Annotated in this window: 23 protein-coding genes; all 23 read right to left on the minus strand. The window is 72.0% G+C overall.

The window, feature by feature from the left end; translation table 11 throughout:
• Positions 1 to 116 precede the first annotated feature (116 nt).
• The 23 genes from fliR to WQ53_RS15585 all read right to left on the minus strand — a co-directional run bounded on the left by fliR (position 117) and on the right by WQ53_RS15585 (position 20,011).
• On the minus strand, positions 117 to 911 hold the full coding sequence (gene fliR / locus WQ53_RS15475; RefSeq protein WP_052633597.1) for a flagellar biosynthetic protein FliR: 795 nt from the start codon (positions 909 to 911) through the stop codon (positions 117 to 119).
• A 12-nt stretch (positions 912 to 923) separates the two neighbouring features.
• Positions 924 to 1,193, minus strand: coding sequence for a flagellar biosynthetic protein FliQ (locus WQ53_RS15480; protein ID WP_052633598.1), 270 nt, complete (start codon positions 1,191 to 1,193; stop codon positions 924 to 926).
• A gap of 2 nt (positions 1,194 to 1,195) precedes the next feature.
• Positions 1,196 to 1,966, minus strand: coding sequence for a flagellar type III secretion system pore protein FliP (gene fliP / locus WQ53_RS15485; protein ID WP_052633599.1), 771 nt, complete (start codon positions 1,964 to 1,966; stop codon positions 1,196 to 1,198).
• Position 1,967: 1 nt separating this feature from the next.
• Positions 1,968 to 2,354 carry a flagellar biosynthetic protein FliO gene (fliO, locus tag WQ53_RS15490; protein WP_052633600.1) on the minus strand — a complete coding sequence of 129 codons (387 nt, stop codon included), beginning with the start codon at positions 2,352 to 2,354 and terminating at the stop codon, positions 1,968 to 1,970.
• A gap of 20 nt (positions 2,355 to 2,374) precedes the next feature.
• Positions 2,375 to 2,710 (minus strand): flagellar motor switch protein FliN, encoded by a 336-nt coding sequence (fliN, locus tag WQ53_RS15495; protein WP_052633601.1) that lies wholly within the window; start codon positions 2,708 to 2,710, stop codon positions 2,375 to 2,377.
• Positions 2,707 to 3,726 carry a flagellar motor switch protein FliM gene (gene fliM / locus WQ53_RS15500; RefSeq protein ID WP_052633602.1) on the minus strand — a complete coding sequence of 340 codons (1,020 nt, stop codon included), beginning with the start codon at positions 3,724 to 3,726 and terminating at the stop codon, positions 2,707 to 2,709. The genes fliN and fliM overlap by 4 nt, the downstream gene beginning before the upstream one ends.
• A gap of 18 nt (positions 3,727 to 3,744) precedes the next feature.
• Positions 3,745 to 4,275 carry a flagellar basal body-associated FliL family protein gene (locus tag WQ53_RS15505; RefSeq protein ID WP_052633603.1) on the minus strand — a complete coding sequence of 177 codons (531 nt, stop codon included), beginning with the start codon at positions 4,273 to 4,275 and terminating at the stop codon, positions 3,745 to 3,747.
• Between the two features lie 283 nt (positions 4,276 to 4,558).
• A complete protein-coding gene (locus tag WQ53_RS15510) occupies positions 4,559 to 5,740 on the minus strand; it encodes a flagellar hook-length control protein FliK (RefSeq protein WP_052633604.1) in 1,182 nt (393 codons plus the stop codon).
• Complete coding sequence (gene fliJ, locus WQ53_RS15515; protein WP_052633605.1) at positions 5,737 to 6,195, minus strand: flagellar export protein FliJ; 459 nt, start codon at positions 6,193 to 6,195, stop codon at positions 5,737 to 5,739. Before fliJ ends, WQ53_RS15510 begins: the two co-directional genes overlap by 4 nt.
• A complete protein-coding gene (locus WQ53_RS15520) occupies positions 6,192 to 7,622 on the minus strand; it encodes a FliI/YscN family ATPase (protein WP_052633606.1) in 1,431 nt (476 codons plus the stop codon). The genes fliJ and WQ53_RS15520 overlap by 4 nt, the downstream gene beginning before the upstream one ends.
• Positions 7,619 to 8,239 (minus strand): FliH/SctL family protein, encoded by a 621-nt coding sequence (locus WQ53_RS15525; protein ID WP_052633607.1) that lies wholly within the window; start codon positions 8,237 to 8,239, stop codon positions 7,619 to 7,621. The genes WQ53_RS15520 and WQ53_RS15525 overlap by 4 nt, the downstream gene beginning before the upstream one ends.
• Complete coding sequence (gene fliG / locus WQ53_RS15530) at positions 8,236 to 9,225, minus strand: flagellar motor switch protein FliG (protein ID WP_052634123.1); 990 nt, start codon at positions 9,223 to 9,225, stop codon at positions 8,236 to 8,238. Before fliG ends, WQ53_RS15525 begins: the two co-directional genes overlap by 4 nt.
• Before the next feature lie 10 nt (positions 9,226 to 9,235).
• Positions 9,236 to 10,936: a flagellar basal-body MS-ring/collar protein FliF gene (gene fliF, locus WQ53_RS15535; RefSeq protein WP_052633608.1), complete on the minus strand. Its 1,701-nt coding sequence runs from the start codon at positions 10,934 to 10,936 to the stop codon at positions 9,236 to 9,238.
• An 18-nt stretch (positions 10,937 to 10,954) separates the two neighbouring features.
• A complete protein-coding gene (fliE, locus tag WQ53_RS15540) occupies positions 10,955 to 11,335 on the minus strand; it encodes a flagellar hook-basal body complex protein FliE (RefSeq protein ID WP_052633609.1) in 381 nt (126 codons plus the stop codon).
• A gap of 414 nt (positions 11,336 to 11,749) precedes the next feature.
• Complete coding sequence (locus WQ53_RS15545; RefSeq protein ID WP_052633610.1) at positions 11,750 to 13,213, minus strand: sigma-54 dependent transcriptional regulator; 1,464 nt, start codon at positions 13,211 to 13,213, stop codon at positions 11,750 to 11,752.
• Positions 13,210 to 13,590 (minus strand): response regulator, encoded by a 381-nt coding sequence (locus WQ53_RS15550; protein WP_052633611.1) that lies wholly within the window; start codon positions 13,588 to 13,590, stop codon positions 13,210 to 13,212. The genes WQ53_RS15545 and WQ53_RS15550 overlap by 4 nt, the downstream gene beginning before the upstream one ends.
• A gap of 12 nt (positions 13,591 to 13,602) precedes the next feature.
• A complete protein-coding gene (rpoN, locus tag WQ53_RS15555) occupies positions 13,603 to 15,030 on the minus strand; it encodes an RNA polymerase factor sigma-54 (protein ID WP_052633612.1) in 1,428 nt (475 codons plus the stop codon).
• 159 nt (positions 15,031 to 15,189) lie between these two features.
• Positions 15,190 to 15,822 carry a response regulator gene (locus WQ53_RS15560; protein WP_052633613.1) on the minus strand — a complete coding sequence of 211 codons (633 nt, stop codon included), beginning with the start codon at positions 15,820 to 15,822 and terminating at the stop codon, positions 15,190 to 15,192.
• A 109-nt stretch (positions 15,823 to 15,931) separates the two neighbouring features.
• Entirely contained in the window at positions 15,932 to 16,510 is a 579-nt protein-coding gene (locus WQ53_RS15565; protein WP_052633614.1) for a PilZ domain-containing protein, read from the minus strand.
• Positions 16,507 to 16,803, minus strand: coding sequence for a hypothetical protein (locus tag WQ53_RS15570; protein ID WP_201774017.1), 297 nt, complete (start codon positions 16,801 to 16,803; stop codon positions 16,507 to 16,509). The genes WQ53_RS15565 and WQ53_RS15570 overlap by 4 nt, the downstream gene beginning before the upstream one ends.
• Positions 16,800 to 17,219 (minus strand): flagellar export chaperone FliS, encoded by a 420-nt coding sequence (gene fliS, locus WQ53_RS15575; RefSeq protein WP_052633615.1) that lies wholly within the window; start codon positions 17,217 to 17,219, stop codon positions 16,800 to 16,802. Before fliS ends, WQ53_RS15570 begins: the two co-directional genes overlap by 4 nt.
• Before the next feature lie 22 nt (positions 17,220 to 17,241).
• Complete coding sequence (gene fliD, locus WQ53_RS15580) at positions 17,242 to 18,630, minus strand: flagellar filament capping protein FliD (RefSeq protein WP_052633616.1); 1,389 nt, start codon at positions 18,628 to 18,630, stop codon at positions 17,242 to 17,244.
• A 214-nt stretch (positions 18,631 to 18,844) separates the two neighbouring features.
• Complete coding sequence (locus tag WQ53_RS15585; RefSeq protein ID WP_144409350.1) at positions 18,845 to 20,011, minus strand: flagellin; 1,167 nt, start codon at positions 20,009 to 20,011, stop codon at positions 18,845 to 18,847.
• Positions 20,012 to 20,399: the final 388 nt, after the last annotated feature.

Genomic DNA, 20,399 nt, shown 5'->3' on the forward strand with positions numbered 1-20,399 from the left:
GAGCCGGGTTCAGCCGGCGACCCGACGCCGTCGGCACAGCCGACTTCCTCCTGGTACCGACGCCCGTGCCGCCCATGAATGCGCGCGTGCACAAGCGCCGGTCGTGCCGGGTGCGCTCAGGGCGCCGGGAAGCGGGCGCCGCTGGCGAAGGCCGCGTCGAACAGCCGCTGCACCGGCGCAGCCAGTTCCCCGGCCAGCACCGCCAGCAGGAACAGGCCGCTCAGCACCGCCACCGGCAGGCCCAGCTGGATCGGATTGAGCTGCGGCGCAGCGCGGGCCAGCACGCCGAAGGCCAGGTTGGTCGCCAGCAGCGCGACCATTACCGGCAGGGCCAGGATCAGGCCGCCACGCAGGACCAGCGAGAACAGCTCGATGACCACGCCCAGGCTGGCGCCGGTGTCGGGCCACGCCGCGGCCACCGGCAGCGCCTGGTAGCTGCGCACCAGCAGCGCGACCATGGCCAGGTGGCCGTCGGCGGCGAAGAACAGCAGGCCGAAGGCGATGTAGAACCATTGCCCCACGACGGCGGAACTGGTGCCACGCAGCGGGTCGTTCATCTGCGCGAAGGCCAGGCCCATGCCCTGCGAGACCAGTTCGCCGGCCAGCGCGCCGGCCTCGAACACCAGGCGCAGGACGAAGCCCATCGCCACCCCCAGCGCCAGTTCGCGGGCTACCCCTATGACGGTCGCCGCATCCACCCCGGCCGACTGCGGCGGCGCGGGTAGCATCGGCGCGATCGCCATCGCCAGGGTGCCGGCCAACAGCACCCGCACCCGCACCGGCACCGCGCGGGTGCCGATCAGCGGCATCGCCATCAGCATCGCGCCGGTGCGCAGCATGGTCCACATGATCGTGCCGATCATGCCGAAGGCCTGCTGGCCGTCGATGACCATGGCGGTGGCGGCGTCCACGGGCGCTCGCGCTCAGCCGATCAGGTGCGGGATGCGCTGGAACAGCGCGGTGGTGTAGTCGACCAGGTAGGCGAGCAGGAAACTGCCGAGCGCGAACAGCGAGGCGGTCAGCGCGACCGCCTTGGCGATGAAGGCGATGGTCGGCTCGTTGAGCTGGGTGGCGGCCTGGATGATGCCGACCACCACGCCGACCACCAGCACCGCCAGCAGCAGCGGGCCGCCGACCCAGAGCGCGACCTCGAGGCCGCGGCGCAGTTCGGTCAGGGCGAGTTCGGGGGACATGCTCAGACCCCGTTGAAGCTGGCGGCCAGCGTGCCCACCGTCAGCACCCAGCCGTCGACCAGCACGAACAGCAGGATCTTGAACGGCGCCGAGATCAGCATCGGCGACAGCATCATCATGCCCATCGACATCAGCACGCTGGCCACGACCAGGTCGATGATCACGAACGGGATGAAGATCAGGAAGCCGATCTCGAACGCGGTCTTCAGTTCGGAGGTCACGAACGAGGCGACCAGCACCGGGAACGGCACGTCGTCCGGGCCGGCGTAGGTGTCGTGCCCGGCCAGGCCGGCGAAGGTCATCAGGTCGGTCTCGCGCACCTGCGCCAGCATGAAGCCGCGCAGCGGCGCGCTGCCCAGGTCCCAGGCGGTGCGGAAGTCGATCTCGCCGTTGAGGTAGGGCGCGAAGCCGGCGTCCCAGGCGGTCTGCCAGACCGGCATCATTACCATCGCGGTCAGGAACAGGGCCAGGCCGACCAGCACCTGGTTGGACGGGGTCTGGCCGGTGCCCAGCGCCTGGCGCAGCAGCGCCAGCACGATGATGATCCGGGTGAAGGCGGTCATCACCAGCAGCAGCGACGGCAGCAGGGTGATCGCCGTCATCAGCAGCAGGGTCTGCAGCGGCACGCTGACCGGTGCGTCGCCGATCCGGCCGACGGTCACGTCGGGCAGGGCGGGGACCTGCGCCGGCGCCGCCGCCGCCAGCAGCGGCGCGCAGGCGAGCAGCAGCAGGAGCAGCGGCAGGGCGAAGCGTTTGAAGCTCTGGCGCGACATCTCAGGCGTCCTTGCGCAGCCGCTGCGACAGCAGCTGGGCGAAATTGGGCAGTTCTTTCAGATTGGGCAGGCTGGGCAGCTTCGCCGGCGCGACCGGCGGCAGCGGCTGCGGCAGTTCGTGCAGGCGGGAAATGCCGGCCGGGGTCACGCCGAGCAGCAACTGCTGCCCGCCGACCTCGACCACCACCGCGCGCTCCTTGGCGCCCAGCTGCAGGCTGGCCACCACCCGCAGGCCGTCGGCCGGGCGCAGGCCGGCGCCGGGCAGGCGCCGCAGCAGCCAGGCCAGGCCCAGGATCAGTCCGAGCACCAGCAGCAGCGCGAAGAACGCGCCGAACACGCCGGGCGTCGCCGGTGCCTGGGCCGCGGCCGGTGCGGCCGCGCCGAGCATCGCGATGGCGGCCGAAGCGCTCAACGCAGTCTCCGGATCCGCTCGCTGGGGCTGACCACGTCGGTCAGGCGCACGCCGAAGCGGTCGTTGATCACCACCACCTCGCCGTGCGCGATCAGGGTGCCGTTGACGTACACGTCCAGCGGTTCGCCGGCGCCGCGCTCCAGCTCGATCACCGAGCCCTGGTTGAGCTGCAGCAGGTTGCGGATCGGCATGCGCGCGCGCCCGACTTCCAGCGACAGCGTGACCGGGACGTCGAGGATCACGTCCAGGTTCAGGTCGCGGGCATCGGCGGCCACGTCCGACTGCAGTGCGTCGAACTGCGCCAGGGCGGTGTCGGTGTCTTGGGTGTTCATGCGGGTGTTTCCTCGGTGACGACGGGGAGGCGGGGCTGCGGGGCGCCAGGGGGGCGGGTCTGCACGATCTTCACCGCGTTGCGGCCGTTGGCCACGCCGAACTCGCCGGTGAACACGGGGATGTCCTCGACGCAGACCGGTACCGACGGCGGCAGCTCGATCGGCAGGATGTCGCCGACCTTCATCCGGGTGAGCTGGCGCAGGTCGATGCGCTTGCGCGCGAGCACGCTGGAGACGGTGACCTCGGCCAGCATCAGCTGCTCGCGCAGGGTCGTGTTCCAGCTCTCGTCGCGGTCGATGCGGTCGCTCTGGATGCCGGCGTCGAGTAGTTCGCGGATCGGCTCGAGCATGGAATAGGGCAGGGTCACGTGGATCTCGCCGCCGCCGCCGTCCAGCTCGACGTGGAAGCGGCTGACCACCACGTACTCGCGCGGGGTGACGATGTTGGCGAAGTGCGGGTTGATCTCGGAGTTGATGTACTCGAACTCCACGTCCATCACCGGCGCCCAGGCCTCCACCAGGTCGGCGAAGGTCTGCTTGAGCAGCAGCTGGATCACCCGCATCTCGGTGGGGGTGAACTCGCGGCCCTCGATCCGGGTGGGATAGCGGCCGTCGCCGCCGAAGAAGTTGTCCACCACGCTGAACACCAGCTTCGGCTCGAACACGATCAGGCCCATGCCGCGCAGCGGCTTGAAGCGGATCAGGTTGAGGTTGGTCGGCACGTACAGCGAGTGCATGTACTCGCCGAACTTGACTAGGTCGATGCCGCGCACCGACAGGTCGGCCGAACGGCGGATCAGGTTGAACAGGCCGATCCGCCACAGCCGCACGAAGCGCTCGTTGACCATCTCCAGGGTCGGCATCCGGCCGCGGATGATCCGGTCCTGGCTGGCGAAGTCGTAGGTGCGGGCCACGCCGGGATCGACCGGCTCCGGCTCGGTGTTCACCGCGCCGGAGTCGACGCCGTGCAGCAGCGCGTCGATCTCGTCCTGGGACAGCAGGTCGTTGATGCTCATGGGCGCGGGCCGCTTCCGTTACTGGGTGACGAAGCTGGTGAACAGCAGGTCTTCGGCGGCCGGGGTTCCGGTCTCGGCGCGCATCAGCTTGCGCACCTCGGCCAGGGCCTGGGCCTGCAGCCGTTCCTTGCCGGCGCGGTCGGCGATGCCGTGCGCGTCCTGCTGCGCCAGCAGCATCAGCAGGCAGGCGCGGATCGCCGGGGCGTGGCGTTCCAGGTGGGCCAGCGCGCCGCTGTCGCGGGTCATCAGCTGGATCTCGACCTGCAGGTACTGCGGGCCGCCGTTGGCGCCGTGGAGGTTGACCACGAACGGCGGCTCCAGGGCCAGGTACTGGGCCGGTGCCGGCAGCTTGGGCTTGCTCGCCTCGGCGGCGGCCTGCTCGGCTTCGGCGGCCTGGCGCGAGGTCCAGTACCAGCCGCCACCGGCGGCAGCGGCGGCGAGCACGGCCACCGCGCTGATGATCAGCGGCAGCTTGCCGCCGGCCTTGGCGGCGGGTGCGGCGCTCTTCGGCGCCGGGGAGCGGGAATTCTTGTCGGCTGCGGCGGCCACGCGTCGTCTCCTGGAGGTTGCCCCGGTCAGGATGCAAGCGGTGTGCCGTGGTCGCGGCGGGGTTTTGACGGGGAGGGAATTTCCTTCTCCCTTCGGGACAGGGTGCCCTCGGGGTAGAAGGTGCCCCGAAGGGGCGGATGAGGGTACGGGGAGGCCCGCGCGGTCTGGATTGCCGCGGGCTGCCCGACCCTCACCCCAACCCCTCTCCCGTACGGAGAGGGGCTCCAGCGCGGGCCGTCAGCGCTGGAGGGAGATGGGCTCCGGGCAGAAGGGCCCGGCGCGGCTAGGCGTAGGCGTCGAGCAGGCCGCGGGCGATGCGTTGCAGCGGTGCCGCGGCAGCGGGCTCGTCGCCGGTGCCGTCGCCGCCGCCCGGGCCATCGGACGAGCGACCCTGCCGCTCGCCGCCGTCCTGCCGCGATTGCTGGCCGACGCCGGCATGGGCCAGCTGGAAGCCGTGCTGGCCGAGCATCTCGCGCAGGCGCGGCAGGCCGTTCTCCAGCGCCTGGCGGACTTCCGGCTGGGCACTGCTGAAATCGGCGCTGATGCGGTCGCCGTCCAGTTGCAGGCGGATCTCGACCGGGCCCAGTTCCTGCGGTGAGATGCGGATGTGGGCGTGGCCGATCTTCTGCCCGGCCAGCCACTGCACGTGGGCGCCGACATCGTCGGCGAAGCCTTCGCCGTGCAGCTGCGGCACCGGTGCCGGCGCGGCGGAAAGCGGCGGCGCCGGTGCGGTGGCGCTGGCCGCACCCGCAGGTGCCGCGGGCTGCAGGGCGAACGCCAGGCCTGGCGCCGCCGTCGGCCTGGCGCCGGCCTTGTCATCACCGGCGGCTGCGTCGACCTCCTGGAGCAGCCCGGCCATGGCTTCGCCGGGCAGCGGCTCGGCCGCTGCCTGCGTGGCCTGCACGGTCTGGCTGGCCTGCCGGGACGGTGCCGCCAGTGCGTTGGCCGCCGCGGCGATGCCCGGCCCGGCATTGCCCGACAGGCTGCCGTGCGGTGGCTGCGTCTGGTCATCGCCGGCAGCAGCGGCAGGCGTCGGGGACGCGGCGGGGATGGCGGGAGGAGCGGTAGCGGCAGCGGTCGGATCGAGCAGGCTGGCCAGCCCCGGCGGCGGCCAGCCGCCGGCTGCGATGTCGGTTTCCCTGGCGGATGCGCTGCTGGTGTCGGTGCTGGTGGCGGTGACGGCTGCTTCGGACCCGTCGACCGGCGCCGGTTCGGGTCGCGCGTCGGCCGTCCGCTGGCGTTGGCCGTCGCGGTCGGCGGCGCCGGTGCGGCGTTGGTCGCCTGCGTCGCGGCGGGAGGCCGCCGCCGCGCTCGACGCCTTCGCGTCCGTCGTCTCCGCCTTGTGTGCGCCGCCGTCGAGCAGGCGCGAGAAATCCTCGCCGCCGGCGGCGCCGCTGCCGTTGCCGGACTGGGGCGCGGACTGCGGCTGCGCCGGCCCGGGACCGCCGATCGCCGGCAGGTTCAACGCGCTTCTCCTTCCGCTTCGCCAGCCTGCTGCGCGGCACGCACCCGGCGTGCGCCGAGGTCGTCCATCTCGCGCTGGTCGCGGCGTTCCTCGCCCTTGCGTTCCTGCGCGCGGTAGCTGGCCGCCAGCTGCTCGAGCACCTGCTTGTCGCGGCTGGCCAGCAGCAGGCGGGTGCGCTCGGCCTCCAGCTTCTCGCGGCTGTTGTCCACGTTGAGTGTCTGCTGTTCGACCGCGTTTTCCAGGCGATCGAGGAAGGCGCGGCGGTTGGCCAGTTGCGCCGGGCTGATCGCGGCCATCTGGCTGGAGGCGTATTCGTCGGCGTAGCGGCGCAGTTCGGCCAGCCGCGATTCCTGCAGTTCGTGCGCGCGCTGGCGCTCGGCCAGCTCGCGGGCCACGGCATCCTCGTGCTCCTGCGCGCGGCGCAGCAGCGGGTCGATGCGGCGGGACTGCATCATGCGGCGTTCTCCTTGGGTTGCAGCAGACCGGGCTCGAGCAGGGCCGTGAGCGCGTCGCGGCTGTGGTGCAGGTCGGCGGCGCGGGCCACGTCCTGGCCCAGGAACTCGACGATCTCCGGCCAGCGCTCCAGCGCCTCGTCCACCGCCGCGTCGCCGCCGCGCTGGTAGGCGCCGATCGCGATCAGGTCGCGGTTGGCGTTGTAGGCGGCGACCAGGCGCTTGAGCGCGCGGATGCGCATGCGCCAGGTCTCGTCGGCGATGTCCTGGACCACGCGGCTGACCGAGGATTCCACGTCGATGGCCGGGTACAGGCCGGCGTCGGCGATCCGGCGCGAGAGCAGGATGTGGCCGTCGAGGATCGCGCGGGCGGCGTCGGCGATCGGGTCCTGCGGATCGTCGCCCTCGGTCAGCACGGTGTAGAAGGCGGTGATCGAGCCGCGGCCGGCGGCGCCGTTGCCGGCGCGCTCGACCAGCGCCGGCAGCTTGGCGAACACCGACGGCGGATAGCCACGGGTGGTGGGCGGCTCGCCGACCGACAGGCCGATCTCGCGCTGGGCCTGGGCGAAGCGGGTCAGCGAGTCCATCAGCAGCAGCACGTTCAGGCCCTGGTCGCGGAACCATTCGGCGATGGCGGTGGCGCGGTAGGCGCCGTGCAGGCGCGCCAGCGGCGGACGGTCGGCCGGGGCGGCCACGACCACCGCGCGGCGCAGGCCTTCCTCGCCCAGGGTGGTCTCGACGAAGTCGCGCACTTCGCGGCCGCGCTCGCCGATCAGGCCCACGACAATGACGTCGGCGGCGGTATAGCGGGTCATCATGCCCAGCAGGGTCGACTTGCCCACGCCCGAGCCGGCGAACAGGCCCACGCGCTGGCCGCGGCCGATCGGCAGCAGCGCGTTGATCGCGCGCACGCCCACGTCCAGCGGCTGGATGATCGGTTCGCGCGCCAGCGGATTGATCGCCACGCCGGCCATGCCGACACTGCCCTCGGCGCGGATCGGCCCGCGCCCGTCCAGCGGCACGCCGTCGGAATCGATCACCCGGCCGAGCAGGCCTTCGCCGACCTCCACGCCGCCGCGGCGGCGCACCGGCACCACGCGGGCATTGGGCAGCAGGCCGTGCAGTTCGGCGCTGGGCATCAGCGAGGTGCGCTCGCCGGCGAAGCCGACCACCTCGGCCTCGACCCAGCCGCCGTCGGCGACCTCGACCTTGCAGGTGGCACCCATCGGCGCCTCGCAGCCGGTCGCCTCGAGGGTGAGGCCGACCGCGCGGCGCAGGATGCCCTCGCGGATCAGGCCGCGGCCGGCGGCCGGGTCCAGTGCGATCGCGTCCAGCCGCGTGGCCAGGCGCAGGTTGCGCGCGGCCAGCCAGTCGGCGGGCACGGCGCCGGGCACGACCGCGGCGGTGGCGGGTGCGGGAGGCGGGGTCATGCGCCGGTCCCGGCCTTGCGCACCACGGTTTCCAGCGCGCCGCGCAGGCGCGCCTCCAGGGTGCCGTCGATGCGCACGCTCTCGGCATGCACGCGCAGGTCGCCGCGGCCGAGCGCCGGGTCCGGCGTCAGCCGCGCGCCGGCGACCAGCGCCAGCAGCGGCGCCAGCGCCTGGATGTCGTCCGGGTGCAGGCGCACCTCGACCTCGCGGCTCGCGCCGCCGACCGCGTCCAGCGCTTCGGCGACCAGGTCCGACAGCAGCACCGGGTCGGCATCGTAGGCGCGGCCGACCAGGCTGCCGGCGATGCGCACCGCCAGTTCGCCCAGCGCGGCGGTGACCTCGTCCTCGAGGCGGGCGAGGGGACGGGAGAAGTTGTCGAGGATGCCTTCGATCTGCGCGGTAAGGCGGCGCACCTCGGCCTGGCCCTGGGCGAAGCCTTCCTGGTGGCCCTGGGCCAGCCCGGCCTCGTAGCCTTCGCGGCGCGCGGCGTCCTCGATGGCCTGGATCTCCTCCAGGCTGGGCGGCCGCGGCACCGGCACGTCGACCGGCACGCCGGCAGGCGCGCGCGCGACCGCGGCCAGCTCCGGCGCCAGCCAGCGCACCGCCGTCCCGGTCATACCAGCTCCTCGCCGCCGCCGCCGCTGAGCGCGATCACGCCCTCGTCGGCCAGGCGCCGGACGATGGTCAGGATCTCCTTCTGCGCCGCCTCGACGTCGGTCAGGCGCACCGGGCCGCGCGCCTCCATGTCCTCGAGCAGGATCTCGGCGGCGCGCTGGGACATGTTGCGGGTGATCTTCTCGCGCACCCTGACGTCGGCGCCGCGCAATGCGATGCCCAGGCGCTCGCCGGAGACCTCGCGCAGCAGGGTCTGCAGCTCGCGGTCGTCCAGCTCGACCAGGTCGTCGAACACGAACATCAGGTCCTGGATGCGCTGGCACAGTTCCTGGTCGACCTGCGAGATCGCGCCGAGGATCGACTGGTCCTGGCCGGTCTCGAGGAAGTTGAGGATGTTGGCCGCGACCTTGACCCCGCCGATGTTGGACGACTTCAGGTTCTGGTTGCCGGAGAACTGCCGCTCCATGATCTCGTTGAGTTCGTTGAGCGCGTTGGGCGGGATCCCGTCCAGGGTGGCGATGCGCAGCAGCACGTCGGCGCGGGTGCGCTCGGGCAGCAGCTTGAGGGTGTCGGCGGCGTGGTCGCCGTCCAGGTGCGAGAGCACGATGGCGATGATCTGCGGGTGCTCGTTGCGGACCAGGTCGGCGATCGCGCGCGAGTCCATCCACTTGAGCGTGTCCAGGCCGGTGGTGTTGCGGCCGAGCAGGATCCGGTCGATCAGGCCGCCGGCCTTGTCCGCGCCCAGCGCCTGGATCAGCACGTTGCGGATGTAGTCGTCGGCGCCCACGCCCAGCGAGGTCTGCTTGTCCAGCGCGCCGTCGAACTCGTCCATCACCCGCAGCACCTGCTCGCGGGTGACGCCGCTCATGGTGGCCATCGCCAGGCCCAGCTTCTGCACTTCCTTGGCGCCCATGTGCTTGAGCACCTCGGCCGCGTCGTTCTCGCCCAGCGACAGCAGCAGCACCGCGGCGCGCTGCACGCCGTTCAGTTCGTCGGCATTAGGTTGCTTCATTGCCCACCCATTCCCTCACCACCTGGGCGACCCGCTTGGAATCGGACTTGACCGCCTCGCGCGCGTTGCGCAGCCGGTCCTCGTATGCATTGGAGGGCAGGGCGATCGGCTGCTGCCGCGCCCCGCCGATCTGCGCGGTGTCGTCGGCCAGCACCGGCATGTCGTCCTGGACCAGCGAGACCTCGGCGGTCTCGTCGGCCGCCTGCCTGGCCTTGCGCGGGGCCGGGCCGGCGATCTGGCGCAGCGCCGGACGCAGCACGCCGAACAGCAGCGCCAGCACCACCAGCGCGCCGAGCACCAGGCGGGCGACGTCGCGCAGGCGCGGGTCCTCCCACCACTGCGGCGGCTCGACCGTGTCGCCGGTCTCGCGCACGAACGGCGCGTTGACCACCGACACCACGTCGCCGCGGGCGGCGTCGAAGCCGACCGCCTGGCGGACCAGGTCCTCCACCCGCTTGATCTCGTCCTCGCCCATCGCCTGCATCGCCGCCTTGCCGTCCTTGCCCGGGCGCGGCACGTGGTCGACCAGCACCGCCGCGGTCACCCGGCGGATGCGCCCGGCCGGCTGGCGGGTGTGCTGCAGGGTGCGGTCCAGCTCGAAGTTGCGGGTGGCGCTGCGCGAGGACTCGGTCGGCGTGGCCGCCGCCGCGGTGGCGGCGCCGGGCAGCGGGGTGCCGTCGGCCTGCTGGGCGGCGGTCGCGCCGGGCGGGGTGTTGCTGGTCGCGCCGGGAATGCCCTGCGGGCCGTCGCCGGTGCTGGAATTGTTCTCGCTGACCTGCTCGCTGCGCAGCTTGGGCGGCTCGGCGTTGAACAGTTCGCGCGCCTCCTCGGTGACCGAGAAGTCCATGTCCACGGTGACCTCGGCGTTGACCCGGCCGGGGCCGGTCAGCGGCTCGAGCAGCTCGCGGATGCGCTGGTTGTAGGAAGTTTCCTGGCGGCGCACCTGCTCGAACTGGACCGCGCTCATTTCCGAGGCGCTGTCGCTGCCGTTGCGGCTGAGCAGGCGGCCGTTCTGGTCGACCACGGTGACCCGTTCCGGGGCCAGGTCGGGGATCGAGGAGGCAACCAGGTGGACGATGGCGTCGACCTGGTTGCGCTCCAGCAGCGCGCCCGAGCGCAGTTCCAGCACCACCGAGGCGCTGGCCGCCTCGCGCTGGCGGGTGAACGCCGAAGGCTTGGGAATGGCCAGGTGCACGCGCGCGTCGCGCACCGGGCGCAGGGTGCCGATGGTGCGGACCAGTTCGGTTTCCAGCGCGTGCTGGTAGCGCGCGTTCTCGACGAACTGGCTGACGCCGAAGCCGGGGTCGCGCTCCATCAGCTCGAAGCCGAGGCGCCCGCTGTCGGCAAGACCCGAACCGGCCAGCTTGAGGCGGGCGTCGTGCAGGTGGGCCTCGGGCACGGCGATCGCGCCGCTGGCCTGGTCGAGCTTGAACGGGATCTTCGCCGCGCGCAGCAGGTCGACGGCCTCGGCGGTGGCCTTGGGGTCCAGGCCGGTGTAGAGCGGGCTGTAGTCCGGCTTCTGCGACCAGAAGAACACGTACAGGCCGGCGGCCACCGCCAGCGCGATCATCAGCATCGTGCCGGCCTTGCGGCCCAGCTGCATCTCCTGCAGCTTGACCACGGCCTGCGCGGCCTTCTCGGCGGCCTGGTCGCGGTTCAACGAATCCTTGGTGATCGAAAGCGCCATCGGTATCCGGTCCTGCGGTTAGAGCGGCATGTTCATGACGTCCTGGTACGCCTGCACCAGTCGGTTGCGTACTTCCACGGTGGCGCGGAAGGCGACCTGCGACTGCTGCGAGGCGACCATCACCCGGGCCAGGTCGGCCCCGGGCTCGCCCAGTTCGAAGGCGCGCTGCAGCGCGCCGGCCTTGGCCTGCGCCTCGCTGACGCCCTGCAGCGCGCCGCGCAGGGTTTCGCTGAAGCTGGCGCCGGTGACCGCGCCGGCCTGGCCGGGTGCCTGCACGCCGCCGGCCAAGCCCTGGATCGCGTCGCTGCGCGGCATGTCGCCGGCGACCCGCGTGGCCTGGCCCAGCTGGTTCTGGTAGGCGCGGATCTGCGACAGGACGGAGCTGATCGAATCGGTCATGGGGCCTCCTGGCGGTGCTCGCCGCTCACGATGCAAGCGGCGTGCCGGAATGGCGGCGGGTTTCCGGCGGAAGGGCGGCAGGCGACGCCCTCGTGATTCCGACGCCCGTGTCGCCGGCTGAAGTCGGCTCCTACACAAGGGCGCCCGAGGCCGCGGCTGTTGTAGGAGCCGGGTTCAGCCGGCGACCCGACGCCGTCGGCACAGGCGACGCCCTCGCGTCTCCGACGCCCCTGTCGCCGACTGAAGTCAGCTCCTACATGAAGAGCGCCCGTGTCGCGGCTGTTGTAGGAGCCGGGTTCAGCCGGCGACCCGACGCCGTCGGCCCAGGCGACGCCCCCGTGTTCCCGACGCCCGTGTCGCCGACTGAAGTCAGCTCCTACAGGAGCGCGGCCGCGTCGCGGCGGCGGGATGGCCTTACTGGGCCAGCTCTTCGCGCTCGATGCCGTACTTGCGCAGCTTCTCCACCAGGGTGGTGCGGCGCAGGCCGAGCAGCTGGGCGGCATGGGCGACCACGCCCTGGCTGCGCTCCAGCGCCTCGCGGATCAGCTGCAGTTCGATCCGGGCGATGTGCTCGCGCAGGTCCAGGCCTTCTTCGGGCAGGGTGGTGGCCGGATCCACGGCAGCCGCAGCGGCCGGGGCCGGGGTGGTCGCGGGAGTGGCCGGCGTGGCGGCGACAACCGGCGTCACCAGCGGCGCCGGCACGGCGCCGGCCGGGATGTGCGCGCGGTAGCGCGCCGGCAGGTCCTCCAGCCGCACCAGGCCACCGGGGTTGAGCACGGCCAGGCGCTCGACCAGGTTGGTCAGCTCTCGCACGTTGCCCGGCCAGGCGTAGCCGGCCAGGGTCGCCAGCGCCTCGGCGGCGAAGCGGACCTCGCCGCGACCGGTGCGGGCCAGCTGTCCGGCGATGGTCTCCACCAGCGCCGGCAGGTCGGCGGTGCGCTCGCGCAGGGCCGGCATCTCGATCGGGAACACGTTGAGGCGGTAGAACAGGTCCTCGCGGAACTGGCCGTCGGCGATCCGGTCCTCGAGGTTGCGGTGGGTCGCGGCGACCACCCGCACGTTGCACTTGATGGTCTGGTTGCCGCCGACCCGCTCGAAGCTGCGTTCCTGCAGCACGCGCAGCAGCTTGACCTGCATCGGCATGCTCATGTCGCCGATCTCGTCCAGCAGCAGGGTGCCGCCTTCGGCCATCTCGAAGCGGCCCTTGCGCGCGCTCAGCGCGCCGGTGAAGGCGCCCTTCTCGTGGCCGAACAGCTCGCTCTCCAGCAGGTCCGGCGGGATCGCGCCGCAGTTGATCGCCACGAACGGGCCGTCGCGGCGCGCCGACTGCTGGTGGATCGCGCGCGCGGCCACTTCCTTGCCGGTGCCCGATTCGCCCAGCACCAGCACCGTGGTGTCGAACGGGGCGACCTGGCCGATCATCCGGCGCAGGCGCTGCACCGCCGGGCTGTTGCCGGTGGGGCCGCTGTCCTGGGCCACCGCGGCGCCGGCCTGCTGCTCGGCGTCCAGGCGCTTGAGGCTGGCGCGGCGCAGGCAGGCTTCCAGCTGGGCGTGGCGGATAGGCGATTCCAGCGGCCACACCCCGGCCTCGTGCAGGCCGTGGGCGGCGGCGAAGGCACCGGTGTCACCCTGCAGCAGAAGAACCGGCGGCGGCAGCGGCGTGGCGCCGAGCCAGGCGAAGAAGTCGCGCGCGGCAGCCTCGTCGTCCAGTTCGCCCACCACCAGCGCCATCCAGTCGGTCGGGCGCTGGCGCGCGGTGGCCACGTCGCCGGGCGAGGCCGCCCAGCGCGGATTGAGGTCCATGAACTCCAGCAGGCCGCACACGCGCTCGGCGCGCTCGGCGTTGCCGTCGATCACCAGGATGCGCGACTCGCTCACGGCCCGTCCCTCTGCGCCAGGCGCTCCAGGATCGGCATCACTTCCTGCAGGTAGGACAGCTTGCTGACGAAGTTGTCGGCGCCGGCGCGCATGGCGTGCTCGCGGTGCTCGGCGTCGTCGAAGTGGCTGGCGATCACGATGTACGGCGGATCGTCCTGGGCCTTGATCAGGCGGGTGGCCTGCAGCCCGCCCATCTCCGGCATCGCCAGGTCCATCAGCACCGCGTCCGGGCGCAGCGCCTCGGAGCGTTCGATCGCCTCCAGGCCGTTGCTGGCGGTGCCGGCGATCTCCAGCCATTCGAGCTTGCGGAAATGGCGCATGGCGGCGTTGATGAAGCCGTCGTGGTCGTCCACGAGCAGGACACGGAGGTGGCGCATGGTCGCTGTTCCTCAGCCCGCGCGGGCCAGCAGGGGGGCGGCGCCGCGGCGGCGTTCGCGCGCCGGGGCGATGGACATCTGTTCGCGGTACTTGGCCACGGTGCGGCGGGCGATGTGCACGCCCTGGCGGGCCAGCAGCGCGGCGATCGCGTCGTCGGCCAGCGGCCGCGCCGCCGGTTCGGATTCGATCAGCCGGCGCACCATCGCCTTGACCGCCGCGCCGGAGACGCTGGCGCCTTCCAGGCGCACGGCGAAGAAGTGCTTGAGTTCGAAGGTGCCGCGCGGGGTCTGCACGTACTTGCCGCTGGTGATGCGCGAGACGGTGGACTCGTGCATGCCGATCGCGTCGGCCACTTCCTTCAGGGTCAGCGGCGCCATCGCCTCGTCGCCGCGCTCCAGGAACGCGGCCTGGCGTTCGACGATCACCCGGGTGGTGCGCAGCAGGGTGTCATAGCGCATCGACAGGCCGCGGGTCAGCCAGCGCGCCTCCTGCAGCAGTTCGCGCAGGCGGCCGGCGCCTTCGCCGTCGCCGGCCTGGGCCAGGGCGCGCTCGTAGGTGCCGTTGACCGACAGCTTCGGCGCGGTGGCCGGGTTCAGCGCCACCCGCCACTGGCGGTCGGCCTGCCACACCACCACGTCGGGGACCACGTAGCCGGCGTCGCCGGGTTCGGCCTCGGCCTGCGCCGGGCGCGGCTGCAGCGACAGCACCAGGCGCACGGCCTCGGCCACGTCGGCCTCTTCGACGTGCAGCTGGCGGGCGATGGCGGCGTGGTCGTGCGCGGCCAGCGCCGGCAGGCAGTATTCGAGGATGCGCGCGGCCAGCGGGCGGCCGGCGCAGGGGGCGGGCAGGGCGGCCAGCTGCGCCTGCAGGCATTCGCCCAGGTCGCGCGCGGCCAGGCCGGCCGGTTCGCCGTGCAGCAGGCGCTGGCGCACTGCCTCGATGCGCTCGGCGGCGACGTCGAAACGGGCGCAGGCGCGCAGCAGCAGCGCCTCGTGGGTGCCGTCCAGGTAGCCCGCGTCGTCGCAATGCTCCAGCCAGAAGGCGGCGATCTCCAGCGACTGCGGGTCCAGTTCCAGGGCCAGCCGCTGCAGCACGCGCACGCACGGGTCGCTGGAGCCGGGCTCGGCGATGCGCTGCATGCGGTCGTCGCCTTCTCCGTTCCAGCTGGCGCCGGCCACGTCCCACATCGAAGACTCGGGTAGTTCGTCGAACGCGGCCGTCTCGAGTTGCGTGTCCGGCTGCGTGCCTTCCGGCACGGCGCCTGCATCGGCGGTGTCGGCCAGTTCCTCGTCCAGTTCGAGCATCGGGTTCTGCTCGAGCACGCGGGTGATTTCCAGCTGCAGCTGCTGCGCATCGAGCTGCAGCAGGCGGATGGACTGCAGCAGCTGCGGCGTGAGGTGCAGTTGCTGCCCAAGCTGGACCGAGACGCTGGCTTTCATCGATTTCCCCCGCTGCGCCGGACCCCCTGGCGCGATGGAGGCATCGTGCGCCCGCCGTGTCGGGAATTGAATCGGGGCGTTCCCGAGGCCGGTGGTCGTTTCCCCGACATGCTGTCGGGGTTTTCCCTACATCGCCGGTTTTCCGGCGCCGGGGCGCGGTCAGCCCAGCTCGTGCCGGTGCTTGACCGCCAGCAGGACCAGTTCGTTGGCGCGGCGGCAGCCCAGCGTCTCCATCATCCGCGCGCGGTGGGTCTCCACCGTCTTCACGCTGATCCCCAGGTCGGCGGCGATCTCCTTGCTGCTCAGGCCGCGGCCGATCTGGGCCAGGATCTCGCGCTGGCGCGGCGGCAGCGCCGCCACCCCGACCGGCTTGGCCTTGCCCAGCATCGGGGCGATCATCCGCGAGGAGATGCGCGGGCTGAGGAACACCTCGCCGCCGGCCGCCGAGCGCAGCGCCAGTTCCAGTTCCAGCGGCGCGGCGTCCTTGACCACGAAGCCGGCCGCGCCGCGGTCCAGCGCGTCGCGCACGTGCAGTGGGTCGTCGTGCATGGACATCATCACCACGCGCGTGTCCGGCACGCGCTCGAGGATGCCGCTGAGCGCTTCCAGCCCGGTGCGGCCGGGCAGGGACAGGTCGAGCAGGACCAGCTCCGGGCGGTGGATGGCGGCCAGGTCGATGGCCTGGTCCGCGTTGCTGGCTTCGGCGACCACGTCCACGTCGGAAAAGGTCTGCAGCAGGCGGCTCAGGCCGGCGCGCACCAGGGTGTGGTCGTCAACGATCAGAACTCGCACGGATGGGTGAAGGATCCCCGGACGTCGACGGTCACCTTAGCCCATCGTGGCAGCGAGTTGTAGGCGCCGCTCCCGCGAGTGGCCGCCCCGACCGGGGCGGCGGGGGTCTTCAGCGCCGGCGCGCGTCCGCGACCTGGCGGCGATGCATGCGGAACAGGTGCCGTTCCAGCGCCTCTTCCAGGCCCGCCGGCAGCGCCGGGAAGCGCAGCCACAGCCAGTGGCCGCCGGCCTCGGCGGCGCTGGCGGCCACGATCGCCGGCAGTTCCAGCTCGTCCGGCAGCCAGTCCGAGGGCTGCAGGCGCAGGGTGCCGGCGGTGTCGGTCGCCGGCGCCGCGGTGTCCGCATCCAGCCGCAGGCGCAGGCCGCGCGCGGACCAGCGCAGGGGGCGCGGCGGCAGGGGGCGTTCCGATTGCCGCACCAGGCGGCCGAGCAGGACCAGCATCAGGTCCAGCTTGGCGTCCATGCGCTGTGCCAGCAGCGGCAGTTCGCCGCGCTTTTCCTCGCCGGTCTCGTCCGAGCGCAGGTCCTCGACCTGGGCCAGGCCGCGCAGCAGCGTTTCGGCCTGGGGCAGGCGGCCGTGGCCGCCGTCGGGGATGAAACAGGCCGGCAGCACCGCCTCGCAGCTCAGCGTCTCTTCGAACAGGCCGGCTTCGGCCGCCTGCGCCGCACGCGGCCAGGCCGGGTTCACGGCGCGACCTCGCGGTAGCGGCGGCTGGCCTGGTCGGACTGGCGCAGCCCGCGCAGGCCGGCGGCGGCGGCGTCGCGCGCGGCGAGCATGTCGTCCTGCAGCCGGTGCTGCAGTTGCAGCAGCTCGCGCAGCGCCTGCATCGGCGCCTGCAGGCCCACGGTGTCGATGTATTCGCGCAGGCGCTGGTCGTGCCAGGCGAGCACGTCGCCGGCGCGGCCGTAGTCGCCCTCGTCCAGGGCCCGGCGCAGGGTGGCCAGGTCCTGGTGCAGGGTGGCCAGGGTGTCGGTGCTCACGGCGTGGCCTCAAGCGCCGGATGGCCCTGGCGCTGCGCCTGCGGGATCGCGTTCCAGGCCGAGTCGATCTCGCCCAGCAGCTGCAGGGCCTCGTCCAGGGCGGCGTGGTCGTTGTGCAGGTTGGCCTCGGTCAGCCGCTGGACCACGTAGTCGTACAGCCCCGCCAGGTTGCCGGCCAGGTCGCCGCCGGCCTCGTGGTCGAGCGAGCCGTTGAGGTGGCCGACGATCGCGCAGGCCTCGCCGATCGCCTTGCCCTTGCGCGCCAGGTCGCCCTGGTCGAGGCAGGCCTGCGCCAGGCGGATGCGCTGGCAGGCGCCGGCCAGGAGCAGGGCGACGAGCTTGTGCGGGTCGGCGCCCATGACGGCGCCTTCCAGGCTGTTCTGCCGGTACTGGTCGGCGTAGGCGCGGGAGGACATGGGATTCTCCTTGGTGGCTGCGTCAGCGGCTGCTGGTCTGCGCGGCGATCGCGGTCAGCTGCTGGGCCAGGTAGTTGCTGGTGGTGGTCATCTGGCCCATGAGGCTGTCCAGGGCGACGAACTGCGCCTTGTAGCGGGCGGCCACGCTCTCCATGCGCAGGTCCAGCGTCTCGCGCTGCTTGGCCACGTCCTTGAGCTGGTCGTTGAGGGTCTTGTTGCGCAGGGTGAAGGCGCCGTTGCTGCCGACGTAGTTGTCGACCACCGCCGCGAGCCTGGCGGCCAGTCCCTGGTCGCCGGTGAAGGCGGCGGCGACCTTGCCCGGTTCGGCGGCGAGGGCGGCGTCGAACTTGGCCGCGTCCAGGACCAGGGTGCCATCCGGATTGGGATAGCCCTGGGTCTGCAGGCCCAGGGTCCGGGCGTCGAGCCCGCTGGCAGCCAGCTCGCCCAGCAGGTTGCCGAGCACGTTGCGCAACTGGCTGGCCGCGCCGCGGATCTGGGCGTCGCCGGTCAGCGAGGACGGCGTGTTGCTTCCGGCATTGAACGAGGTGACCGAACCCAGCGCCTTGATCGCGCCGTTGTAGGCATTGACGAAACCCTGCACCGCCGCGCGGCTGGCGGCCGGGTCGCTGCCGACGTTGACGGTGCTGGTGCCGGTCTTCTTCAGTTCCAGGGTCAGGCCAGGCACGGCGTCGCCGATCTTGTTGCTGGCCGAGGTGGTGACCAGTCCGTCGATCGAGACCCGGGCGTCGCTGGCCGGTGAGCGTTCCTCCAGGCCGGCGACCAGCCCGGCGAGGTCGCTGCCGCCCTCGAGCACCTGCAACGAGACCACGTGGCTGGCGCCGGTCTTGTCCGAGCCCACCGCCAGGTGCAGTCCGGCATCCGACTTGAGCAGGCTGGCCTGCACGCCCAGGTTCTGCGCGGCCTTGTTGATCGCGCTGCGCACGTCGGCCAGGGTGTTGCCTTCGCCTACCTCGATCTCGACGGCCTCGCCGCCGATCGACAGCGACAGCCGGCCGGCGCCGAAGGTGGCGTCCTCGGTCACGCCGGCACCGACCAGCTTGTGCGCGCTGGCCAGCGACAGGACCTCCACCTGGTAGCTGCCGACGGGAATGCCCTTGCTGCCGCTGGCGGACAGCACGTTGTCGACGCCGTTGCTGCTGTCGGCAGAGACCGACTTGACCGTGCGCGCCTCCAGCGAGTCGACCTTCTTCAGCGCCTCGAGTGCGGTCTTGAGCGTGCTGAACGCCGAGGTGACCGTGCCCAGGCCGGAGATCTTGAACTTGGTGTTGCTTTCCAGCTTGGTCAGGCGCGCGTCCATCGGCGCGCGGTCGGCCGCCACCAGCTGGCTGACGATGCCGCTGATGTCCAGGCTCGAGCCCACGCCGCCGTATCCGAAGCTGTAATCTGCCATTGCCGGTTCTCCTGGGCGCCCGGTGGATGTGGAAGCGCCGCCCCACGGGCGGCAGCGCTGCCGACCCGTCCGCCTGTTCTAGCGGCGCGGGGACGGCGATCTTTAGCCGATGCAGGATCCGTGCCGCGGGACCGATGCCGGGACGCCGCCGCCACAAAAAAACCCTCCCCCGTCGCCGGGGGAGGGCTGTATGGCCGAACCGGGTGCCGCGGGATCAGCGCAGCAGGCTGAGCACGTTCTGCGGGATCTGGTTGGCCTGGGCCAGCATCGCGGTACCGGCCTGCTGCAGGATCTGCGTGCGCGACAGCTCAGCGGTCTCCTTGGCGAAGTCGGTGTCGCGGATGCGGCTGCGCGATGCCGACAGGTTCTCCGAACCGGTGTTCAGATTGGCGACCACCGAGGTGAAGCGGTTCTGGATCGCACCCAGGTCGGCGCGCGAGGAGTTCACCGCGGTCAGCGCAGCGTCCATGGCCAGGATCATGCGGTCGGCGGCCTCGGCGGTCAGCACGGTTTCGGCGGAGAAACCGGTCTGGGCGGTGCCTGCGACGACGCTGGCGGTGCCTGCGGTGGTGCCTGCGGTGACGCCGCTGACGTTGGTCAGGTTGGCCAGGGTCAGGTTCTGGTCGGTCGAGGTGATCGCACCGTCGGCCGCCATGGTGACGTTGGCCAGCCCAGTGTTGGCCGGGATCGCCTTGGCGACGTCGAACGCTGCCTTCAGCGCTGCGGCGGCGGCGGGGGCATCCGCTGCGCCGGCGGCGGTGGTGATGGTGACGCCGTTGATTTCCATCGACATGCCGGTGGCGAAGGCCGTCGCCGTGGCCGCGGCGGTGGTCTGGGTGTACGCGGTGGTATCCGGCGAAGTCCAGCTACCCAGCGCCGTGGTGTTGGCGTTGGCGATCGAGGCGACCGTGATGGTCTGGCCCTGGTTGGCACCGACCTGGAAGGCCTGGGCGGTGAAGTTGCCGTTCAGCAGCTTGGTGCCGTTGAAGTCGGTCTGCTCGGCCACGCGCTGGATCTCGGCCTTGAGCTGGGTGACTTCGGCGTTCAGCGCCTCGCGGTCGGAGGTGGAGTTGGTGGCGTTGCGCGACTGCACGGCCAGCTCGCGGATGCGCTGCAGGTTGTTGCCGATCTCGCTCAGCGAGCCCTCGGCGGTCTGCGCCAGCGAGATGCCGTCGTTGGCGTTGCGGGCGGCCTGGTTCATGCCGCGGATCTGGGTGCTGAAGCGCTCCGAGATCGCCAGGCCGGCGGCGTCGTCCTTGGCGCTGTTGATGCGCAGGCCCGAGGACAGGCGCTGGATGGTGGTGGACAGGCTGGCGCTGTTGGTGGCCAGGTTGCGCTGTGCGTTCAGCGAGATGGTGTTGGTGTTGATGACGGACATGATGCTGGTCTCCTGGTTTGGGGAATCCGGCGTGGATTACAGGGCCTTGCCGGTGGCTCCGCAGGGGCTTGCCGTCTGTGCCGGCCCTGTCCTCTGCTGACATGAGTAGCGGCGCTTTTCCAGGAACCTTTAGCGTGGCCTTGAAAAAATTTCCGGCTGTCTGTAGGGCCGGCGGATGGAGAGAAGATCCGATGGCCCGGCAGATGCCTGCCGCTGCTGCGTGTAGCGGCGGGCGCAGCGGGAAATTTAGGGATCTTCGCCCCCGTCTCGCAGGGCTCATGGTCATGCCGCAGGCGCTGTCGTCCAGGCGGCTCGGCGAGACGGCTTGGCCGATCCGGCCTCGTCATGCGTGGGCGATCTTCGCGGGGTGGTTGGTGCGGGAGGCGGTTTC

The sequence above is a fragment of the Pseudoxanthomonas suwonensis genome, assembly GCF_000972865.1.
Taxonomy (GTDB): domain Bacteria; phylum Pseudomonadota; class Gammaproteobacteria; order Xanthomonadales; family Xanthomonadaceae; genus Pseudoxanthomonas; species Pseudoxanthomonas suwonensis_B.